This window comes from Promicromonospora sp. NPDC057488 (assembly GCF_042802395.1).
Lineage (GTDB): Bacteria > Actinomycetota > Actinomycetes > Actinomycetales > Cellulomonadaceae > Promicromonospora.
Genome location: NZ_JBHVEG010000129.1, coordinates 1 through 18,336, shown reverse-complemented (window position 1 = coordinate 18,336; position 18,336 = coordinate 1). Strand labels below are relative to the sequence as shown.

The 18,336-nt window shown below is 73.9% G+C and carries 19 protein-coding genes; 17 read left to right on the top strand and 2 right to left on the bottom strand.

Going from position 1 to position 18,336, the window contains the following annotated elements; genetic code table 11:
- From ACFU5G_RS21775 to dprA, 14 genes are all read left to right on the top strand, one after another.
- A partial coding sequence (locus ACFU5G_RS21775; protein ID WP_377249495.1) for an HD domain-containing protein occupies window positions 1-1,756 on the top strand: 1,756 nt, incomplete at its 5' end.
- Window positions 1,757-1,790: 34 nt separating this feature from the next.
- Window positions 1,791-3,428 carry a signal recognition particle protein gene (gene ffh, locus ACFU5G_RS21770; protein ID WP_377249493.1) on the top strand — a complete coding sequence of 546 codons (1,638 nt, stop codon included), beginning with the start codon at window positions 1,791-1,793 and terminating at the stop codon, window positions 3,426-3,428.
- Between the two features lie 127 nt (window positions 3,429-3,555).
- The gene (locus tag ACFU5G_RS21765; protein ID WP_377249491.1) at window positions 3,556-4,677 is read left to right on the top strand and encodes an amidohydrolase family protein; all 1,122 of its coding nucleotides are present in this window, start codon (window positions 3,556-3,558) and stop codon (window positions 4,675-4,677) included.
- A gap of 177 nt (window positions 4,678-4,854) precedes the next feature.
- The gene (gene rpsP / locus ACFU5G_RS21760) at window positions 4,855-5,280 is read left to right on the top strand and encodes a 30S ribosomal protein S16 (RefSeq protein ID WP_377249489.1); all 426 of its coding nucleotides are present in this window, start codon (window positions 4,855-4,857) and stop codon (window positions 5,278-5,280) included.
- Entirely contained in the window at window positions 5,280-5,519 is a 240-nt protein-coding gene (locus ACFU5G_RS21755) for an RNA-binding protein (RefSeq protein WP_020016864.1), read from the top strand. The genes rpsP and ACFU5G_RS21755 overlap by 1 nt, the downstream gene beginning before the upstream one ends.
- 122 nt (window positions 5,520-5,641) lie before the next feature.
- Window positions 5,642-6,190 (top strand): ribosome maturation factor RimM, encoded by a 549-nt coding sequence (rimM, locus tag ACFU5G_RS21750; protein ID WP_377249487.1) that lies wholly within the window; start codon window positions 5,642-5,644, stop codon window positions 6,188-6,190.
- Between the two features lies 1 nt (window position 6,191).
- Window positions 6,192-6,983 (top strand): tRNA (guanosine(37)-N1)-methyltransferase TrmD, encoded by a 792-nt coding sequence (trmD, locus tag ACFU5G_RS21745; protein ID WP_377249485.1) that lies wholly within the window; start codon window positions 6,192-6,194, stop codon window positions 6,981-6,983.
- 239 nt (window positions 6,984-7,222) lie between these two features.
- Complete coding sequence (gene rplS, locus ACFU5G_RS21740; protein ID WP_020016861.1) at window positions 7,223-7,570, top strand: 50S ribosomal protein L19; 348 nt, start codon at window positions 7,223-7,225, stop codon at window positions 7,568-7,570.
- Between the two features lie 317 nt (window positions 7,571-7,887).
- Window positions 7,888-8,556 (top strand): signal peptidase I, encoded by a 669-nt coding sequence (gene lepB, locus ACFU5G_RS21735; protein WP_377249483.1) that lies wholly within the window; start codon window positions 7,888-7,890, stop codon window positions 8,554-8,556.
- Window positions 8,557-8,559: 3 nt separating this feature from the next.
- A complete protein-coding gene (locus ACFU5G_RS21730) occupies window positions 8,560-9,249 on the top strand; it encodes a ribonuclease HII (RefSeq protein WP_377249481.1) in 690 nt (229 codons plus the stop codon).
- Window positions 9,250-9,256: 7 nt separating this feature from the next.
- Window positions 9,257-9,556 (top strand): DUF2469 domain-containing protein, encoded by a 300-nt coding sequence (locus tag ACFU5G_RS21725; protein ID WP_020016858.1) that lies wholly within the window; start codon window positions 9,257-9,259, stop codon window positions 9,554-9,556.
- Window positions 9,557-9,724: 168 nt separating this feature from the next.
- Window positions 9,725-10,159 (top strand): YraN family protein, encoded by a 435-nt coding sequence (locus tag ACFU5G_RS21720; RefSeq protein WP_377249479.1) that lies wholly within the window; start codon window positions 9,725-9,727, stop codon window positions 10,157-10,159.
- Complete coding sequence (locus ACFU5G_RS21715; RefSeq protein WP_377249477.1) at window positions 10,159-11,706, top strand: YifB family Mg chelatase-like AAA ATPase; 1,548 nt, start codon at window positions 10,159-10,161, stop codon at window positions 11,704-11,706. The genes ACFU5G_RS21720 and ACFU5G_RS21715 overlap by 1 nt, the downstream gene beginning before the upstream one ends.
- The gene (gene dprA, locus ACFU5G_RS21710; RefSeq protein WP_377249475.1) at window positions 11,699-12,994 is read left to right on the top strand and encodes a DNA-processing protein DprA; all 1,296 of its coding nucleotides are present in this window, start codon (window positions 11,699-11,701) and stop codon (window positions 12,992-12,994) included. Before ACFU5G_RS21715 ends, dprA begins: the two co-directional genes overlap by 8 nt.
- A 122-nt stretch (window positions 12,995-13,116) precedes the next feature.
- Here dprA and ACFU5G_RS21705 read toward each other — a convergent pair whose 3' ends face one another.
- Complete coding sequence (locus ACFU5G_RS21705; protein ID WP_377249473.1) at window positions 13,117-14,076, bottom strand: zinc-binding alcohol dehydrogenase family protein; 960 nt, start codon at window positions 14,074-14,076, stop codon at window positions 13,117-13,119.
- Window positions 14,077-14,202: 126 nt separating this feature from the next.
- Between ACFU5G_RS21705 and ACFU5G_RS21700 the strand changes: the two genes are divergently transcribed.
- Complete coding sequence (locus tag ACFU5G_RS21700; protein WP_377249471.1) at window positions 14,203-15,156, top strand: tyrosine recombinase XerC; 954 nt, start codon at window positions 14,203-14,205, stop codon at window positions 15,154-15,156.
- Window positions 15,157-15,167: 11 nt separating this feature from the next.
- On the opposite strand, the gene ACFU5G_RS21695 is transcribed toward ACFU5G_RS21700, so the two are convergent.
- Window positions 15,168-15,860, bottom strand: a complete 693-nt coding sequence (locus ACFU5G_RS21695; RefSeq protein ID WP_377249469.1) for a M23 family metallopeptidase — start codon at window positions 15,858-15,860, stop codon at window positions 15,168-15,170.
- 517 nt (window positions 15,861-16,377) lie between these two features.
- Between ACFU5G_RS21695 and rpsB the strand changes: the two genes are divergently transcribed.
- Both rpsB and tsf read left to right on the top strand, forming a co-directional pair.
- The gene (rpsB, locus tag ACFU5G_RS21690) at window positions 16,378-17,331 is read left to right on the top strand and encodes a 30S ribosomal protein S2 (RefSeq protein WP_377249467.1); all 954 of its coding nucleotides are present in this window, start codon (window positions 16,378-16,380) and stop codon (window positions 17,329-17,331) included.
- Window positions 17,332-17,437: 106 nt separating this feature from the next.
- Complete coding sequence (gene tsf, locus ACFU5G_RS21685) at window positions 17,438-18,277, top strand: translation elongation factor Ts (protein WP_377230679.1); 840 nt, start codon at window positions 17,438-17,440, stop codon at window positions 18,275-18,277.
- Window positions 18,278-18,336 lie beyond the last annotated feature (59 nt).

Below are 18,336 nucleotides of genomic sequence, written 5' to 3'. Positions count from 1 at the left end.
GCACCCCCCAGCCGGGGTGCGGGGCCTCCGCGACGAGCTCCTCAAGATCGCCACGGACCTCACGGGCCCGGGCCGTTCGGGCCTGGCCCGGCGGTCCGCCGTCGGGCAGCGGGTCACCGAACGCCTCGGCGACCTGTTCGCGGAGGCGACCCGCGACGTCGACCCGTCGGGCATCGCCCTGGCGGCCGTCGGCAGCCTCGGCCGCGGGGAGCTCGGCCCGCTGAGCGACCTCGACCTCGTGCTCGTGCACGACGGGCGCACCCACAACGCGGACGAGCTGCGGCAGGTGGCCGAACGCCTCTGGTACCCCCTGTGGGACTCGGGCGTGGACCTCGACCACGCCGTGCGGTCCCTGAGCCAGTCCCGCCAGGTCGCGGCCAGCGACCTCCCGGCCGTCATCGGCTGGCTCAGCGTGCGGGCGGTGGCCGGCGACGCCGTCGTCGTGCACCGCGCGGCCTCGGCCGTGCTGACCGACTGGCGCGCCGCCGCGCGCCGTCGTCTGCCCGAGCTCATCACCTCCACCCGCGACCGCGCGCAGCGCGCGGGGGAGCTGGCCTACCTCATCGAGCCGGACCTCAAGGAGGCCCGCGGCGGCATGCGCGACGCGATCCTGCTCTCCGCGCTGGCCGCCACCTGGCTCACCGACCGCCCGCACGGCGCGGTCGACGCCGCCTACACGCACCTCCTCGACGTGCGCGACACCCTGCAGGTGGTCACCCGGCGCCGCACCAGCCGCCTGCTCCTGGCCGACCTCGAGGACGTCGCCGAGCGCACCGGGTACGACGACGGCGACGAGCTCCTGGCCGGCCTCGCCGAGTCGGGCCGCGTGATCTCCTACGCGCTGGACACCACCATCCGGCACGCCCGGCAGGCCCTGTCGCGCCCGGTGGGCGTGGGCAAGCCGATCATGGTCCGCGGACGGCGTACGCCACCCCGGCTGCGCTCCGTCGGCGACGGCCTCGTGGAGCACGACGGCGAGCTCGTGCTCGGCGTCGGCACCCGGCCGGCGTCCGACGCGCTGCTGCCCCTGCGGGCCGCGGCCACCGCGGCCCGGACCGGGCTCGTGCTCTCGCCCGTGACCATCCGCAGCCTGGAGCAGTCCCCGCCCCTGCCCGAGCCGTGGCCCCCCGGCGCGCGCGAGAGCCTGCTCACCCTGCTCTCGGCCGGGCCCGCCCAGGTGCCGGTGTGGGAGGCGCTCGACCTCGCCGGCGTCGTCACCTCCTGGATCCCCGAGTGGGCCGACGTGCGCAACCGGCCCCAGCGGGCGGCCATCCACCGGCACACCGTGGACCGGCACCTCGTCGAGACGGCCGCCGTGGCGTCCCGCCTGCGGCGCCGGCTGCCCGACACCCCGAACGGCGCCGGGCAGAGCTCCGGCGACCTGCTGCTGCTCTCCGCGCTGCTGCACGACATCGGCAAGGTGCGCGGCGCCGCCGACCACTCCGTCGAGGGGGCCCGCCTGGTCCCCGGCATCCTGAACCGCGCGGGCTTCGCGCCCGACGTGGTCGACGACGTCACGCGGCTGGTGCGCCACCACCTCACGCTCGCGGACCTGGCCACCCGGGCCGACCCCGACGACCCGGACACGCTCACCACGCTGCTGGTGGCCGTGGACCACCGGCGGGACCTGCTCGACGTGCTGCGCTCGCTGACCGAGGCGGACACCACGTCGCTGGGGCCCAAGGCCTGGACGGGCTGGCGCGCGCAGCTCGTGGACGGGCTGACCGAGCGGGCGCGTCTCGCGCTGCGCCGATGAACCCGTGACCGTCCGACTCTATTAGGCTGTGTCCGTGTTCAACTCCCTGTCCGACCGGCTTACCTCGACGTTCAAGAACCTGCGCACGCGGGGCCGTCTCTCCGAGGCGGACATCGACGCGACCGTGCGGGAGATCCGCCGCGCCCTCCTCGACGCCGACGTCGCGGTGCCCGTGGTGCGCGAGTTCACCGGCGCGGTGCGCGAGCGCGCGCTGTCGTCCGAGGTCTCCGGTGCGCTCAACCCCGCCCAGCAGGTCGTCAAGATCGTCAACGAGGAGCTCGTCGACATCCTCGGCGGGGCCACGCGCCCGCTCACGCTGGCCAAGACGCCGCCCACGGTCATCATGCTCGCCGGTCTGCAGGGTGCCGGTAAGACCACCCTGGCGGGCAAGCTCGCGCACGCCCTGAAGGGCCAGGGCCACACGCCCCTGCTGGTCGCCGCCGACCTGCAGCGCCCCAACGCCGTGACCCAGCTGTCCGTGGTGGCCGAGCGCGCCGGCGTGCCGGTGTTCGCGCCGCACCCGGGCAACACCTCCGCGGCCGACGACCCGGCCGCCGACGCGCCGCTGATCGGCGACCCGGTGGGCGTGGCGCGCGACGGTGTCGCGTTCGCCAAGGAGCGCCAGCACGACGTCGTGATCGTGGACACCGCCGGCCGCCTCGGCATCGACCAGGTGCTCATGCAGCAGGCCGCGGACATCCGCGCCGCCGTGAACCCGGACGAGGTCCTGTTCGTCATCGACGCGATGATCGGCCAGGACGCGGTGAACACCGCCAAGGCCTTCGCCGACGGCGTCGACTTCACCGGCGTGGTGCTCTCGAAGCTCGACGGCGACGCCCGCGGTGGCGCTGCCCTGTCGGTCGCCAAGGTGACGGGCCGGCCCATCATGTTCGCGTCCACCGGCGAGAAGCTGACGGACTTCGAGGTCTTCCACCCGGACCGCATGGCCAGCCGCATCCTCGACATGGGTGACGTGCTCACCCTGATCGAGCAGGCCGAGAAGACGTTCGACGCCGAGCAGGCCGAGAAGATGGCGGGCAAGCTCGCCAGCGGCCAGGACTTCACGCTCGCGGACTTCCTGGTGCAGATGCAGCAGCTGAAGAACATGGGCTCGATGAAGAAGATGCTCGGCATGCTGCCGGGCATGGCCCAGATGCGCGACCAGCTCGACCAGTTCGACGAGCGCGAGGTGGGCCGCATCGAGGCGATCATCCACTCGATGACGCCGGCCGAGCGCGACAACCCCAAGATCATCAACGGCTCGCGCCGTGCCCGCATCGCCAAGGGTGCCGGCACCACGACTACGGCCATCAACCAGCTCCTGGAGCGGTTCGACAACGCCCAGAAGATGATGAAGCAGATGGCCAAGGGCGGCGGCATGGGCCCGGGCGGCATGCCCGCGATGCCCGGCGGCCCCGGCATGGGCATGGGCAAGAAGTCGCGTGGCAAGACGCAGCCCCCCAAGAAGGGCAAGAAGGGCAAGTCCGGTAACCCGGCCAAGCGCGCGCAGCAGGAGAAGGACGCCATGCAGCGCGCCCTGGGCGGCGGCCCCGCCACGCCCGCGGCACCCGCCGGCTCGGCCTTCGGCGTCGGCCCCAAGCAGAGCGACGAGGCACCTGACCTGAACAGCATCGAGCTGCCCCCGGGCCTGGAGAAGTTCCTGGGTCGGTGAGGTCCTGGGTCGGTGAGCCCGACCCGGCAGGAGTGGTGCGGGGCCGGCGAGGACGCCGGGGCGGGCAGGTGGCTGGGGCACGGCAGGGGACAGGTCCACAGGGTGACGGGTAGAGCGAAGGAGCCGCATGTCTGCGCTGGAAGGTCCGACCGCGGCGATCCGCGGGCGCATCCTGCTCGGTGACGACCGCGAGGCCGAGGAGCTGTGGGTCCGCGGCGGCAGGGTCAGCCTCACCCGGCCGTCGGCCCAGGGCACCAACATGCGGGTGCTGGAGGGCTGGGCACTGCCCGGCCTGGTCGACGTGCACTGCCACATCGGGCTCGCGGCCGACGGCGCCGTCTCCCCGGAGGAGGCCGAGAAGCAGGCCGTGGCCGACCGCGACTCGGGCGTGCTGCTGATCCGCGACGCCGGCTCCCCGCTGGACACCGTGTGGGTGCACGGGCGCACCGACCTGCCGCACCTGCTGCGGGCGGGCATGCACCTGGCGCGGCCCAAGCGGTACCTGCGCGACTACGGGCTGGAGCTCGACTCCCCGGAGCAGCTCCCCGAGGCGGTGCGCACGCAGGCCCGGCGCGGCGACGGCTGGGTCAAGCTCGTGGGCGACTGGATCGACCGCACGCTCGGCGCCGACGGCGACCTGCGGCAGCTCTGGCCCGAGGACGTGCTCCGCGAGGCCGTGGCCGTGGCGCACGCCGAGGCGGCCCGCGTGACCGTGCACGCCTTCGCGACCGAGACCATCGACACCCTGCTGGCGGTGGGGGTCGACTGCATCGAGCACGGCACCGGCATGACGGCGGAGCACATGGCCGAGGCCGCCCGGCGCGGCATCGCCGTCACGCCGACCCTGCTGCAGGTGGGGCAGTTCGAGAGCATCGCGGCGCAGGCCGACGGCAAGTACCCGGTGTACGCGGAGCGGATGCGCGGCATGTACGCGCGCCGGTACCAGCAGGTCCGGGACCTGTACGAGGCCGGCGTGCAGCTGCTGGTCGGCACGGACGCGGGCGGCACCATCTCGCACGGCCGCATCGCCGACGAGTGCGCCGAGCTGGTCGCGGCCGGTATCCCTGCGGCGGAGGTCGTCGCCATGGCGTCCTGGCGCGCCCGCGACTACCTGGGCTTCGGGGCCGTGGTCGAGGGGTCGAGCGCGGACCTCGTGGTCTACCCGGCCGACCCGCGCGAGGACATCGAGGTGCTGCGGCACCCCACGGCGGTGGTGCTGCGCGGCGTGGTCTACCCGACCGCGCACTGACGCCCCGTGTGACGCACACGCGGTTGGTGGGGCCTCTCGGCGTCTGGCACAATATGCAGGTACTCGGCATGCCCGGACCCCTCTCACCCGGTCAGGTCGTGTCCCGGTCCCACCCACTGCTTCACCCCACGTCGCGGTGCTCGGGACCATCCCATCAGAACCAGGAGAGACCACTTCGTGGCTGTCAAGATTCGTCTCAAGCGCCTCGGCAAGATCCGGGCCCCGTACTACCGCGTCGTCGTCATGGACTCGCGCGTCAAGCGCGACGGCCGTGCGATCGAGGAGATCGGCAAGTACCACCCGACCGAGGAGCCGTCGCTCATCGAGATCAAGTCGGAGCGCGCGCAGTACTGGCTCGGCGTCGGCGCGCAGCCGACCGAGCAGGTCGCCGCTCTGCTCAAGGTGACCGGTGACTGGCAGAAGTTCAAGGGCCTGCCGGGTGCCGAGGGCACCCTGAAGGTCAAGGGCGAGAAGGCTGACGCCACCGCCGCGATCGAGGCCGTGAGCGCCGACGCCGAGAAGGCCAAGGCGAAGGCTGCCGAGAAGGCCGCCGCCGCTGCCGCCGAGGCTCCGGCCGAGGCCGCTGAGGGCGACGAGGCCTGATGCTCTCGGAGGCCCTCGAGCACCTGGTGCGCGGCATCGTGGACAACCCGGACGACGTCCGGGTGTCCGCGAAGACGCTCCGCCGTGGTGACCTGCTCGAGGTCCGTGTGCACCCTGACGACCTCGGCCGGGTCATCGGCCGCGGTGGTCGCACGGCGCGCGCACTGCGCACCGTGATCGGTGCGCTCGCCACCGAGGGCCCGGTGCGGGTCGACGTCGTGGACGTCGACCGGCGCTGATCCTTCAGCACCCAGCACGACGACGAGGCCCGGTCCGTACGCGGACCGGGCCACGCTCGTTCCCCGTTCCCACCCGCTGGTCGAGCTTGTCGAGACCCCCACCTTCATCTTCGAGGAGTGACATGCAGCTGACCGTGGCCCGCGTCGGCAAGGCGCACGGGCTCAAGGGCGAGGTCGCCCTCGACCTGCGCACCGACGACCCCGAGTCCCGGCTCGCGATCGGCGAGCGGCTCGAGACGGTGCCCGCCGACGCCGGACCCCTGACGGTCACCCGGGCGCGTGAGCACCAGGGCCGCTGGCTGGTCACGTTCGCCGAGGTAGCCGACCGGAACACCGCCGAGGAGCTGCGCGGGACCGAGCTCGTGGTCGAGGCGGACGCCTCCGACGAGGAGGACGCCTGGTACCCGCACGAGCTCGCGGGGCTGCGCGTCGAGCTCGCCGACGGCACCGTCGTCGGCAAGGTGGTCACCCTGGAGTACCAGCCTGCCCACGAGGCGCTGCTCATCGAGGAGGACCTGCCCGGCGGCGGCACGGCCCGCACGCTGGTGCCGTTCGTCCTGGCGATCGTGCCCGTGGTCGACGTCCCGGGCGGCCGCGTGGTGCTGACCCCGCCCGGCGGGCTCCTGGCCCGCGACGCGGACGCCGCCGTCGTCGACCGGGAAGACGACTGACGTGCGCGTCGACGTGATCTCGATCTTCCCGGACTACCTGTCCGTGCTCGACCTGTCGCTGGTGGGCAAGGCACGGCAGCGCGGCCTGCTGGACCTGCGCGTGCACGACCTGCGCGACTGGACCACGGACCGGCACCGCACCGTCGACGACACCCCGTTCGGCGGGGGAGCCGGCATGGTCATGCGCCCCGACGTGTGGGGGCTGGCGGTCGACGACGTGCTGGACGGCGACGCGGCGGGCGCGCACCTGATCGTGCCGACGCCGTCGGGCGAGGTGTTCACGCAGCGCCACGCCGAGGCCCTGGCCTCGGCCGAGCAGCTCGTGTTCGCCTGCGGGCGCTACGAGGGCATCGACGCGCGCGTCGCCGAGCACTACCGCGACGCCGGCGTCACCGTGCACGAGCTGTCGATCGGCGACTACGTGCTCAACGGCGGCGAGGTCGCCTCGCTCGTGATGATCGAGGCCGTCGCCCGGCTGATCCCCGGCATGGTGGGCAACCCGGAGTCGCTGGTGGAGGAGTCGCACGGCGCGGCCGGTCTGCTGGAGTACCCCGTGTACACCAAGCCGCCGTCGTGGGCCGAGCTGGAGATCCCTGAGGTACTGCTCTCGGGGCACCACGCGAAGATCGAGCGCTGGCGCCGGGACCGCGCGCTGGAGCGGACGGCGGCGCGCCGGCCGGACATGATCGCGGCCCTGGACGTGGCGGGCCTGGACAAGCACGACCTGGCGCTGCTCGCGGAGCTGGGCTGGGTGCCGGGGCCGGACGAGGGCGGGCGGCTCGTGCGGGCCTGAGGTCCGTGCTGATGACGTCACTCACGTTCATGGCGTCCGGCTCACGTTCTTGTGGCAGAATTACCCGTTGGTGCGTCGCCGGTCAGGTCTCTGCCACAGGGGACGACCGGGGCGGGCAACCGCCCCCGACCGGGTCAAGCCGCACCGCCATCCACACCCTTTCGGGACCCTGACGGCCGTCCGGCCGGGGCGGGGCCCACGAGATTCGCGCCTGACCTGTGGCAGGCCCGGAGAGAACGATGCAGAAGCTCGACAACATCGGCGCAGCCTCGCTGCGGTCCGACATCCCGGCCTTCCGTGCCGGTGACACCGTCAAGGTCAACGTCAAGGTCGTCGAGGGCAACCGCTCCCGCGTCCAGGCGTTCCAGGGCGTCGTCATCTCCCGCCACGGCGGCGGGATCGGCGAGACCTTCGCCGTCCGCAAGGTCAGCTTCGGTGTGGGCGTGGAGCGCAAGTTCCCGCTGCACGCGCCGACGATCGAGTCGGTCGAGGTCGTCACCCGCGGTGACGTCCGTCGCGCGAAGCTGTACTACCTGCGCGAGCTGCGCGGCAAGAAGGCGAAGATCCGCGAGAAGCGCGAGAACTGAGCGTTCTGAGCGCTCCGGCGCTCCACTGACATCGGCCGCTGCCCTCGTCCACCGAGGGTGGCGGCCGATGTCGTACCCGGAGGGGTTCGTGGGGATGTCCGGCAGGTTGGATGTTCGCCCACCCGACCATTTCGCCGGGGGTGCTCCAAGGTGACAGAGTTAGGCACGTGACGAGTTTCGACCGGGTGGCACCGCCCACCCCTATCGATGGGACGCCGTTGAGCGCAGAGGATCCGTGGGGAAACAGCGGGGCGCATCGTCAGGGTGGGGCCGCGCACGGTCGTGAGCCGCGCCGGCAGCAGTCGGGCGTCCTCGCGATGCTCCGAGAGGTCGGGATCATCGTCGTCAGCGCGCTGGTCCTGTCGTGGCTGATCAAGACGCTGCTGGTCCAGCCGTTCTACATCCCGAGCGCGTCCATGGAGGACACGCTGACCGAGGGTGACCGGGTCATGGCGTCGCGGTTGACGCCCGGCCCGTTCGACCTCAAGCACGGGGACATCGTCGTCTTCGTGGACCCGGGCGACTGGCTGCCGCCGTACGTGCCGCCGGAGCGTGGCCCGGTGGGCGACGCCGCGGTGTCGTTCCTGACGACGGTCGGCCTGCTCCCGCAGGACACCGGCGACCACCTCATCAAGCGCCTGATCGGCCTGCCCGGCGACAAGGTCGTCTGCTGCGACGCCGAGGGCCGCGTGTCGGTCAACGGCACGCCGATCGACGAGACGTACATCAAGCCAGGTTCGGTGCCGAGCCAGGACCCGTTCGACGTCACCGTGCCCGACGGCATGCTCTGGGTGATGGGTGACAACCGCCAGAACTCGATGGACTCGCGCTACAACCGCGGCAAGCCGGGCGGCGGCTTCGTGCCCGTCGACAACGTCGTGGGCACGGCGTTCGCGACCGTGTGGCCCCTGAACCGCCTGGACTGGCACAGCAACCCGGCCGACGTCTTCGACGGCGTCCCGGACGCCCCGCCCGCGGAGAAGTAGGCGGTGCGCAAGGTGCCCACGCTGCGGCAGGAGAGGGCGCTCCTCGCCTCGGGCGCCCGCCTCGTGGCGGGCATGGACGAGGTCGGGCGCGGGGCGCTGGCCGGTCCCGTCAGCGTGGGCGTCGTCGTGGTCGACGCCGCGACGCGCACCGGGCCCAAGGGCGTCGCCGACTCCAAGCTGCTCACCCCGGGCGCGCGCGAGACCATCGCGCCCGCCGTCCGGCGCTGGGCGGTCGCCTGGGGCGTGGGGCACGCGGGACCGGCCGAGATCGACGAGGTGGGGATCATCGCCGCGCTCCGCCTGGCCGGGCGGCGCGCCCTCGCCCAGGTGCGGCAGGTGTGCGGCGACGTCGACGTCGTGGTGCTGGACGGCAAGCACAACTGGCTGTCCACGCCGGCGCTCGACCTGTTCGCCGCGGCGGACGCCCCGGAGGACGACCTGCCGGAGCCGGCGGTGCGGACGCTGATCAAGGCCGACATGACCTGCACCTCCGTGGCGGCGGCGAGCGTGCTGGCCAAGGTGGAGCGCGACGCGATCCTGGTCGAGCTCGCGCAGCGGCACCCCGAGTACGCGTGGGACCAGAACAAGGGCTACAGCGCGAAGGCGCACATGGACGCCCTCGGCCTGCACGGGCCGACGCCACAGCACCGCAGGTCCTGGAACCTGCCCGGAACAGCGGCGTCGGTGGGATGATGTCGCTGTGAGCGCTGAAGACCTCGAGAACTACGAGACGGAGATGGAGCTAGCGCTCTATCGCGAGTACCGCGACGTGGTGGGCCTGTTCGCCTATGTGGTGGAGACCGAACGCCGGTTCTACCTGGCCAACCAGGTCGACCTGCAGGTGCGGTCCGCCGCGGGCGAGGTGTACTTCGAGCTGCGGCTCGGGGACGCCTGGGTGTGGGACGTGTACCGCTCGGCGCGGTTCGTGAAGTCGGTGCGCGTGGTGACGTTCAAGGACGTGAACGTCGAGGAGCTGGCCAAGGCCGAGCTCGCTCTCTGAGCGGTCCTCTCCACATTGCTCGGGGGTCGGCGCAGACCCTCGTGACGAGACCCCAGGGGTCCGAGCGCGACCTCGACCCTGTGGATCGTCGATCCGTGCACAGGCGACCCTGCGGACGCCGTCGGCGAGCCCCTCCGTGACCAAGGCTGGGTCACGGAGGTGGACGCGATGGCGAAGAAGGACGGCGTAGGCCGGTACGGGGAGCGGGTCGCGGTGCGGCACGTGGAGGCGCGCGGCTGGCGGGTGCTCGACACCAACTGGCGCGGCAGCGAGGGTGAGCTCGACATCGTCGCGCTCGACGGCGACGTGCTCGTGGTGGTGGAGGTCAAGACCCGGTCGGGGCTGGGGTACGGGCATCCCGCGGAGGCGGTGACGCCGCGCAAGCTGACCCGGATCAAACGGCTGACGGGGCAGTGGCTCACCGTCTTCCGCGAACGCCTCGCGGCGGAGCGGCTGGAGGCGGGGGAGCCGGCTGGGGTCGGTCCGGTGGCGGTGCTGCCCGACCTACGAACCTGGTTCGGCGCGATCCGCATCGACGTGGTGGCGGTGACGCTCCAGCGGCAGGGACCCGCCGTCGTCGAGCACCTCGAGGCGGTGGCCTGATGGGGATCGCGACCACGCGGGCGGTATCGCTCGTCGGCATGCAGGGGCACGTGGTGGAGGTGCAGGCGCACCTCGCGGCGTCGGTCCCGGGGTTCACGCTGGTGGGGCTGCCGGACGCCGCGCTGAGCGAGTCGCGGGACCGGGTGCGGGCCGCGGTGACCTCGACGGGGCTGCCCTGGCCCGTCAAGAAGATCACGGTGAACCTGTCGCCCGCCTCGCTGCGCAAGCAGGGCAGCGCGTACGACCTGGCGATCGCGGTGGCGATCCTCGCGGGCACCGACGGGCCGTCGTCCCCGGGGATGCGGCGGACCGGCCTGGACCGGGTGGTGCACCTGGGCGAGCTGGGGCTCGACGGGCGGGTCCAGCCGGTGCGCGGGGTGCTGCCGACTGTGGCGGCCGCCGTGGCGGCGGGCTTCCCGGACGTCGTGGTGGCCGCCGGGGACGCCGACGAGGCGCGGCTGGTGCCCGGCGCCCGGGTCGTGGGCGCGGCGAGCCTGGCCGAGGTGGTGGCGCTGCACGGCGGCCCGCCGGAGCTGGTGCGCGAGGTGGTGGCGGTGCGGCCGGTCCGCACGTCGCTCTCCGCGCGGCTGCCGGGGGACCTGGCCGACGTCGTGGGGCAGGAGCGGCCGCGCGCGGCCCTGGAGGTGGCGGCCGCGGGCGGGCACCACCTGCTGCTGGTCGGCCCGCCCGGGGCGGGCAAGACGATGCTGGCCTCCCGGCTGCCGGGCATCCTCCCGGACCTGACCGACCGCGAGGCCGTCGAGGTCACCGCCGTGCACTCCGTGGCCGGAACGTTCGATCCCGGCGGCGGGCTGATCCGTCGCCCGCCGTACGAGGACCCGCACCACACGGCCACGCAGGCGGCCGTGGTGGGCGGCGGCTCCGGGATCCCGCGGCCGGGGGCGGTGTCGCGGGCGCACCGCGGCATCCTGTTCCTGGACGAGGCCCCGGAGTTCGGCGCCCGGGTCCTGGAGACCCTGCGCCAGCCGCTCGAGCAGGGCGAGCTGGTGATCCACCGGTCGGGCGGCGCGGCGCGCTACCCGGCCCGGTTCCAGCTCGTCATGGCGGCCAACCCCTGTCCGTGCGGGCTGGCCATCGGCAAGGGCCTGGAGTGCAGCTGCTCGCCGACGCTCCGGCGCCGGTACTTCGCGCGGCTCTCCGGGCCGCTGCTGGACCGGGTGGACGTGCAGGTCGAGGTCCAGCCGGTGGGCCGGGTCGAGCGGATGGAGGGCACGTCCGAGCCGACGTCGGTGGTGGCCGCACGCGTGCTCGCCGCCCGCCAGGCGGCCCGCGCCCGGCTGGCGGAGACGCCCTGGTCCACCAACGCGGAGATGCCCGGGCGGTTCCTGCGCGACCTGCTCCGGCCGCACCCCGGGCTGCTCGCCCCGATCGAGAAGGCCATGACCGGCGGAAGGCTCAGCCTCCGCGGCGTCGACCGGGTGCTGCGGATCGCCTGGTCCATCGCGGACCTCGCCGGGCGCGCGGCGCCCACCGTGGCCGACGTCGGCAACGCCCTGCTGCTGCGCACGGGAGGCGAGCATGCCTGACCCGCTCTTCGACCTGCCGCGCGCCGACCTCCGGTTCGACCGGGACGACCCGGTGCTGGCCCGGGCCGCATGGAGCCGCATCGCCGAACCGGGGGACCCGGTCGCTGGTGCCCTCGTCGGACAACTCGGTCCCGTCGACGCCCTCGACTGGCTGCTCGACGCCGCCCGGGACCCCGAGCGCGCCGGTGCCGCGCTGCGGAGGATCGGCGGCGCGGGTGCCGTTCAGGAGGCTCTCGCCGGGTCGCCCGGGCGGGCCGATGCGCCGGGGCACCTGCTCGGGCCGGGCCCCGAGGGCCCCGCGGCCGCCGCGGGCCGGGCCGCCGGCCTGGTCGTGGCCGCGGTCGGGCGCTGGGCGCCCCGGCTGGAGCGCCTGGACCCCGAGGGGGAGCTCGCGGTGCTCGACCGCTACGCCGGCACGTTCCTCACCCCGGACCACCCGGGCTGGCCGACGGCGTTCGACCGCCTCGGTGCCGCGGCGCCCCTCTCGCTGTGGGTGCGGGGCGACGCGGACCTGGCCGCGCTCGCGGAGCGTTCGGTGTCCCTGGTGGGCTCGCGCGCCTGCACCACCTACGGGGTGCGGGTGACGCGGGACCTGGCGTGCGGGCTGGCCGACCGTGGGTTCACGGTGGTCTCGGGCGGCGCCAACGGGATCGACGCGGAGGCGCACCGCGGCGCGCTCGTCTCGGGGGCGCGGACCGTGGCGTTCCTCGCGGGCGGGGTCGACCGGCTCTACCCGGCGGCCAACACGGACCTGCTCCGGCGCGCGATCGACCAGGGCGCAGTGGTGAGCGAGGTGCCGCCGGGCTCGGTGCCGGGCAAGCAGCGGTTCCTTCAGCGCAACCGCCTCATCGCCGCCTTCACGGCGGGCACGGTGGTGGTCGAGGCGGCGCTGCGTTCCGGCGCGCTGTCCACGGCCAACCACGCCGCGAAGCTCCTGCGCCCGCTCGGCGCGGTGCCGGGGCCGGTCACGTCGATGGCGTCCAGCGGCTGTCACGAGCTGCTCCGGCGGGGCGCGGCCGTCTGCGTGACGGACGCGGCCGAGGCCGCCGAGCTGGTCGGCGACCTCGGCGAGACCGCCCCGCGCCGCCAGGGCGAGACCCGGCCCGGCGACGACCTCGACGCCGCGGGCAAGGCGGTGCTCGACGCGCTGCCCGTGCGCAGGCCGGCGCACGAACGCTCCATCGCGCGGACCGCCGGGCTGGCGCTCGCCGACACGACGGGGGCGCTCGGCCTGCTGGAGCTGATGGGGCTGGCCGAGCAGCGGGACGGCGGGTGGCGGCGGCGGTGACATGAGGTCGCCCGGTCCCGGCCCGCGGCGGGGTCGGGACCGGGCGGGGTCGGTCGGCTCAGGACCGGGCGGGGTCGGTCGGGACCGGGAGGACCGGGACCGGCCGAGCAGCCGCGGTCGGGTCAGCCCGCCGGGTCGAGGAGGAGCTTGCCGACGGTGCCCCGGGAGCGCAGGGCCTCGTGCGCGCCGCGGGCGTCGGACAGCGGGTACTCCCCGCCGGCGACGACGCGGATCTCGCCGCGTCCGGCGAGTTCGAACAGCTCGGTCAGCGCCCTGCCGTAGAGGTTGCCGGACAGCTTGAACACGTGCGGCAGCCACATGCCCGCGACGGTGCTGCTGTGGCCGAGCAGGTTGCGCAGCTCGACGGGCCTGGGCTGCTCGCGCCCGGCCATGCCGTAGAAGACCAGCCGGCCGAACGGGGCGAGCGCGGCCACGCTCTGGTCGGTCGTGGTGCCGCCGACCATGTCGAGCACGATGTCGACACGCCCTCCGTTGGCCTCGATCAGGGTCGTCGTCATGTCGGCGGCGCGGGAATCGACGGCGACGTCGGCCCCGAGGCCGAGGGCCAGCGCGCGCTTCTCGTCGCTGCTCGCGGTGGCGACGACACGTCCGGCGCCCCACGCCTTGGCAAGCTGCACGGCGATCGTGCCGACCCCTCCGGCGGCCGCGTGCACGACCACGGACTCGCCCGCCTCGAGGTGAGCGTTCTTGCGCAGCAGGATCCAGGCGGTCGTGCCCTGGACCAGCATCGACAGCGCGGTGAGGTCGTCGACGTCGTCGGGCACGGGAAAGGTCAGGGCCGCGTCGGCGACGGCGTGCTCCGCGTACCCGCCCCCGCCGGTCAGGAGCGCGGCGACCCGGCGGCCGTCCGGGGTGCGCCCGACGACCTCGCTCCCGGGGACGAACGGCAGCCTGGTCGGCGTCTGGTACGAGTTCTCGATCTGGTGGGTGTCGGCGTAGTTGACGCCGATGCGGGAGACGTCGATCAGGACCTGCCCCGGTCCCGCCGTCGGCTCCAGCACCTCGGCGGGCCTGAGCATCTCGGGCCCACCGAACTCGGTGATCTGTACGGCACGCATCATCGCGGTCCTCCTGCGCTCGTCCGGCTGCACTCGTCCGACCAGAGTCTGGCAGAGCGTCCCCGCCCGCCCGGGTAATCGCGGCGCGCCTGCTTCACCCGGTGGCGGGCGCGCGGCACACTGGCAAACGTGGAGCTTACCGACCTGTCCGGCTTGCCTCGGCTGCCCGAGCAGTTGTCCGACGCCGTGTCCCGCTTCGCCAGCTACCTGCACGCGCAGCGCGGGCACTCCGCCCACACGCGGCGTGCCTACGTGGCGGACGTGACCGACCTGCTGCGGTACGCGATGCGGCACGGGAGCACGAGCCTCGACGAGATCGACCTGGCGCTGCTGCGCGGGTGGCTCGCGTCCCAGTCCGAGCGCGGGCTCGCGCGATCCACGCTCGCGCGCCGCGGGGCCTCGGCCCGGGCGTTCCTGCGCTGGGCGCACCGCACCGGGCTCGTGCCCGTGGACCCCTCGGCCCGGCTCGCGAGCCCCAAGGTGCCGCGCACCCTCCCGACGGTGCTCGACGTCGCCGCGGCCGGCCGCCTGCTCGACGGAGCCCGGGCCGCCGCGGACGCGGCCGAGGAGCCGGACCGCCCGGCCGCGCTGCGCTCGTGGGTGGCCGCGGAGCTGCTGTACGGCGCGGGGATCCGCGTGGGCGAGCTGGTCTCCGTCGACGTCGGGCACGTGGACCCGCGCGACCGGCTGGTGCGGGTGCTCGGCAAGGGCGGCAAGGAGCGGGTGGTCCCGTTCGGCATCCCGGCCGCCCGGGCCGTGGACGCCTGGCTGACCGACGGCCGCCCGGCGTTCATGACCGCCACCACCGGTGACGCGTTCCTGGTGGGGGAGCGCGGCGGACGCTGGGGCCAGCGGCAGGTGCGCGAGGCCGTGCACCGGCTCGCGGCGCAGGCCGGCGTCGACGACGTCGCCCCGCACGCGCTGCGGCACTCCGCCGCGACGCACCTGCTGCAGGGCGGCTCCGACCTGCGCGCCGTGCAGGAGGTCCTCGGCCACGCCAACCTCGCCACCACCCAGCGCTACACCCACGTGGACGCAGAGCGGCTGCGCAGCGTGTACGCCCAGGCGTTCCCGCGCGCCTGACCGACCGCTCCTCAACCGTCCGGCAGCAGCACGATCGGCGGCCGGTCCAGCAGGGACAACGGGTCGATGTAGCGCTCGCCCCGCCGCACGCCCCAGTGCACGCACGACCGGGGCGCGCAGTGGTTCGGCGGCGTGCCGTCGGAGCCGTCCTCCACCACGCCGATCACCGTGCCGGCCGCGACCGCCGTGCCGACCGGCACGGACGCCGCCACCGGTTCCAGGCTCGTGCGCAGACCGTCCGGGTGGGTGACCACCACGACCCCGCGGCGGGCGACCTGCCCGGAGAAGGTGACCACTCCGGGGCCGGGGGACAGCACCGGCGAGCCCACCGCGGCCGCCAGGTCGACGCCCCGGTGCCCGGCGCCCCACTCCTCCTCGGGCGGGTCGAACAGGCGCTCCACCCCGGCCGGCGGGTCCACCCCCGCGACCGGCGGCACGTAGCCGGTCACCGCGGACCCGGCCCAGGGAGCGCCGGACCCGGTAGCCCCGGCACCCGCCCCCACGTCACCGGCGGCCCGCAGGGCGAACGGGGCGGCGGCGCCGGCCGGGACCGCGACGTCGGGCCCTGTCCGTAGCGCCCCGGCGGGCGGCGCCGCCGCCACGGCGACGAGAAGGATCACGACCGCGACGAGCGCGAGGACCGGCAGGAGGCGCCGGCCCGGGGCCCGACCACCGGTCCGGTGGGGGATACGAGAGTTCGTCATGCCGTGAGCATCACCCGCCCCGCCAGCCGCCGGGAGGGGGCTTCGGCGTGCCTGTGCACGAACCGGCCTGGAGGCGCCCTGTGGTCGCGCTCGCTGCCTTCTGCCGCCGTCACGAGGGTCGGTCCGCGGGCGAGAACGGCCGCCAGGACGACCCCGCACGACCGCCCGCACGGAGAGCGGGCGACGTCACAGCGGGGGCCCGTCGCCGAGGTCCTCGCCGCGGGGACCGGTCGGGTAGACTTCAACCCGCGACCGGCATGTGCTGTCAGTCCGGCAGGCGTCCAGCTCCGCTGGCCCTCTGCTTGGCAGGGAGAGCTCCGGTCGACATCGCGCGCCACATCGAGTCGCGTCCGGCAGTGGTCCGGCCCCCAGGGTCGGCGTCGGGAACGACGTGGCGCCAGGGGCACCTTCATGAGGAGGTGCCGGCAACCGAACCGCGGCCCGGGGCACAGCTCTGGTCCGCCTGAAATGCGTGCGGGCCTCGGGTCGATCCCGGACCGCACCGAAAGGACGTGTCATGGCCGTCGTGTCCATGCGCCAGCTCCTCGAGAGCGGTGTCCACTTCGGACACCAGACCCGCCGTTGGAACCCGAAGATGAAGCGCTTCATCTTCACGGAGCGCAACGGCATCTACATCGTCGACCTGCAGCAGTCGCTGCACTTCATCGACAGCGCCTACGACTTCGTCAAGGAGACGGTCGCCCACGGCGGCTCCATCCTCTTCGTCGGCACCAAGAAGCAGGCCCAGGAGCCGGTTGCCGAGCAGGCCGCCCGCGTCGGGATGCCCTACGTGAACCACCGCTGGCTCGGTGGCATGCTCACCAACTTCACCACGGTGCACAAGCGTCTCCAGCGCCTCAAGGAGCTCGAGGAGATCGACTTCGACGACGTGGCCGCCTCGGGCCTCACGAAGAAGGAGCTCCTGGTGCTGCGCCGCGAGAAGGACAAGCTCGCGCGCACCCTCGGCGGTATCCGTGACATGGCCAAGGTCCCCTCGGCCGTCTGGATCGTCGACACCAACAAGGAGCACCTCGCGGTGGACGAGGCCCGCAAGCTGGGCATCCCCGTCGTGGCGATCCTCGACACCAACTGCGACCCCGACATGGTCGACTACGCGATCCCGGGCAACGACGACGCGATCCGTTCCGTCACGCTGCTCACCCGCGTGATCGCGGACGCCGCCGCCGAGGGCCTCATGCAGCGCCACTCGGGTGGTGCCAAGACCGGTGCCGAGGCCGAGGCCGCCGCCGAGCCGCTGGCCGAGTGGGAGCGCGAGCTCCTCGCCGGTGACACCACCGAGGGCACGGTCGAGACCCCGGCCGCGACCGCCGAGGGCACCGTCGACGAGGCTGCCGCCGAGGCCGCTGCCGCCGCCACCCCGGCTGCTCCGGCCGAGGTCGTGGAGGCCGTCGAGGCCGCCGAGGCCGCTCCGGCTGCTGCTCCCGAGGCAGAGGCCGAGACCGAGAAGTGATGCGCTGCGTCGGCCGGGTGCGCTGCGCGCGGACCCGGCCGGCGCGCCGTCCCTGACGGTCGTACGACCTCCCAAGAACAACACGACTGCACGGAGGACCAGAACAATGGCGAACTACACCGCCGCTGACATCAAGGCGCTGCGTGAGCGGACCGGCGCCGGCATGCTCGACGTCAAGAAGGCCCTGGACGCGGCCGACGGCGACGCCGACAAGGCCATCGAGATCATCCGGACCAAGGGCCTGGCCCGCGCCGCCAAGCGCGAGGGCAACGCCACGTCCGAGGGTCTCGTCGCCGTCAAGGTCGAGGACACCGCGGCCGGCCAGGTCGCCACCATGATCGAGCTGAACGCCGAGACCGACTTCGTCGTCAAGAACGAGAAGTTCATCTCGCTGGCCGAGGCCGTCCTGGAGGCCACCGCGGCCGCCGGTGCCGCCGACGAGGTCGCGGCTGCCGCCGCCCCCGCCGGTGAGGGCACCGTCGCCGAGCTCATCGCCGCTCAGGGCGCCACGCTGGGCGAGAAGCTCGTCCTGCGCCGCGTCGCGCGCGTCGAGGGCCCGAAGGTCACGACCTACCTGCACAAGACGGCCAAGGACCTGCCGCCGTCGATCGGTGTCCTCGTGGTCACCGACGAGGCCGGTGCGGCCGTCGCCAAGGACATCGCGCAGCACATCGCCGCGATGGCCCCGAAGTACCTCACGCGTGACGAGGTCCCGGCGGACGTCGTCGAGAAGGAGCGCGAGATCGCTCTGGAGACCTCGAAGAACGAGGGCAAGCCGGAGGCGGCGCTGCCCAAGATCGTCGAGGGTCGCCTGAACGGCTTCTTCAAGGAGGTCGTCCTGGTGGACCAGCCGCTGGCGAAGGACCCGAAGACCACGGTCGCCAAGCACGTCGCCTCGGTGAACGGTGCCCTGACCGCGTTCGTGCGTTTCCGCGTCGGTTCCTGACGCAGCTCGTTCGGCCCGGTCCGCGCTTCGGCGCGGGCAGGGCCGACGCATACGCGGCC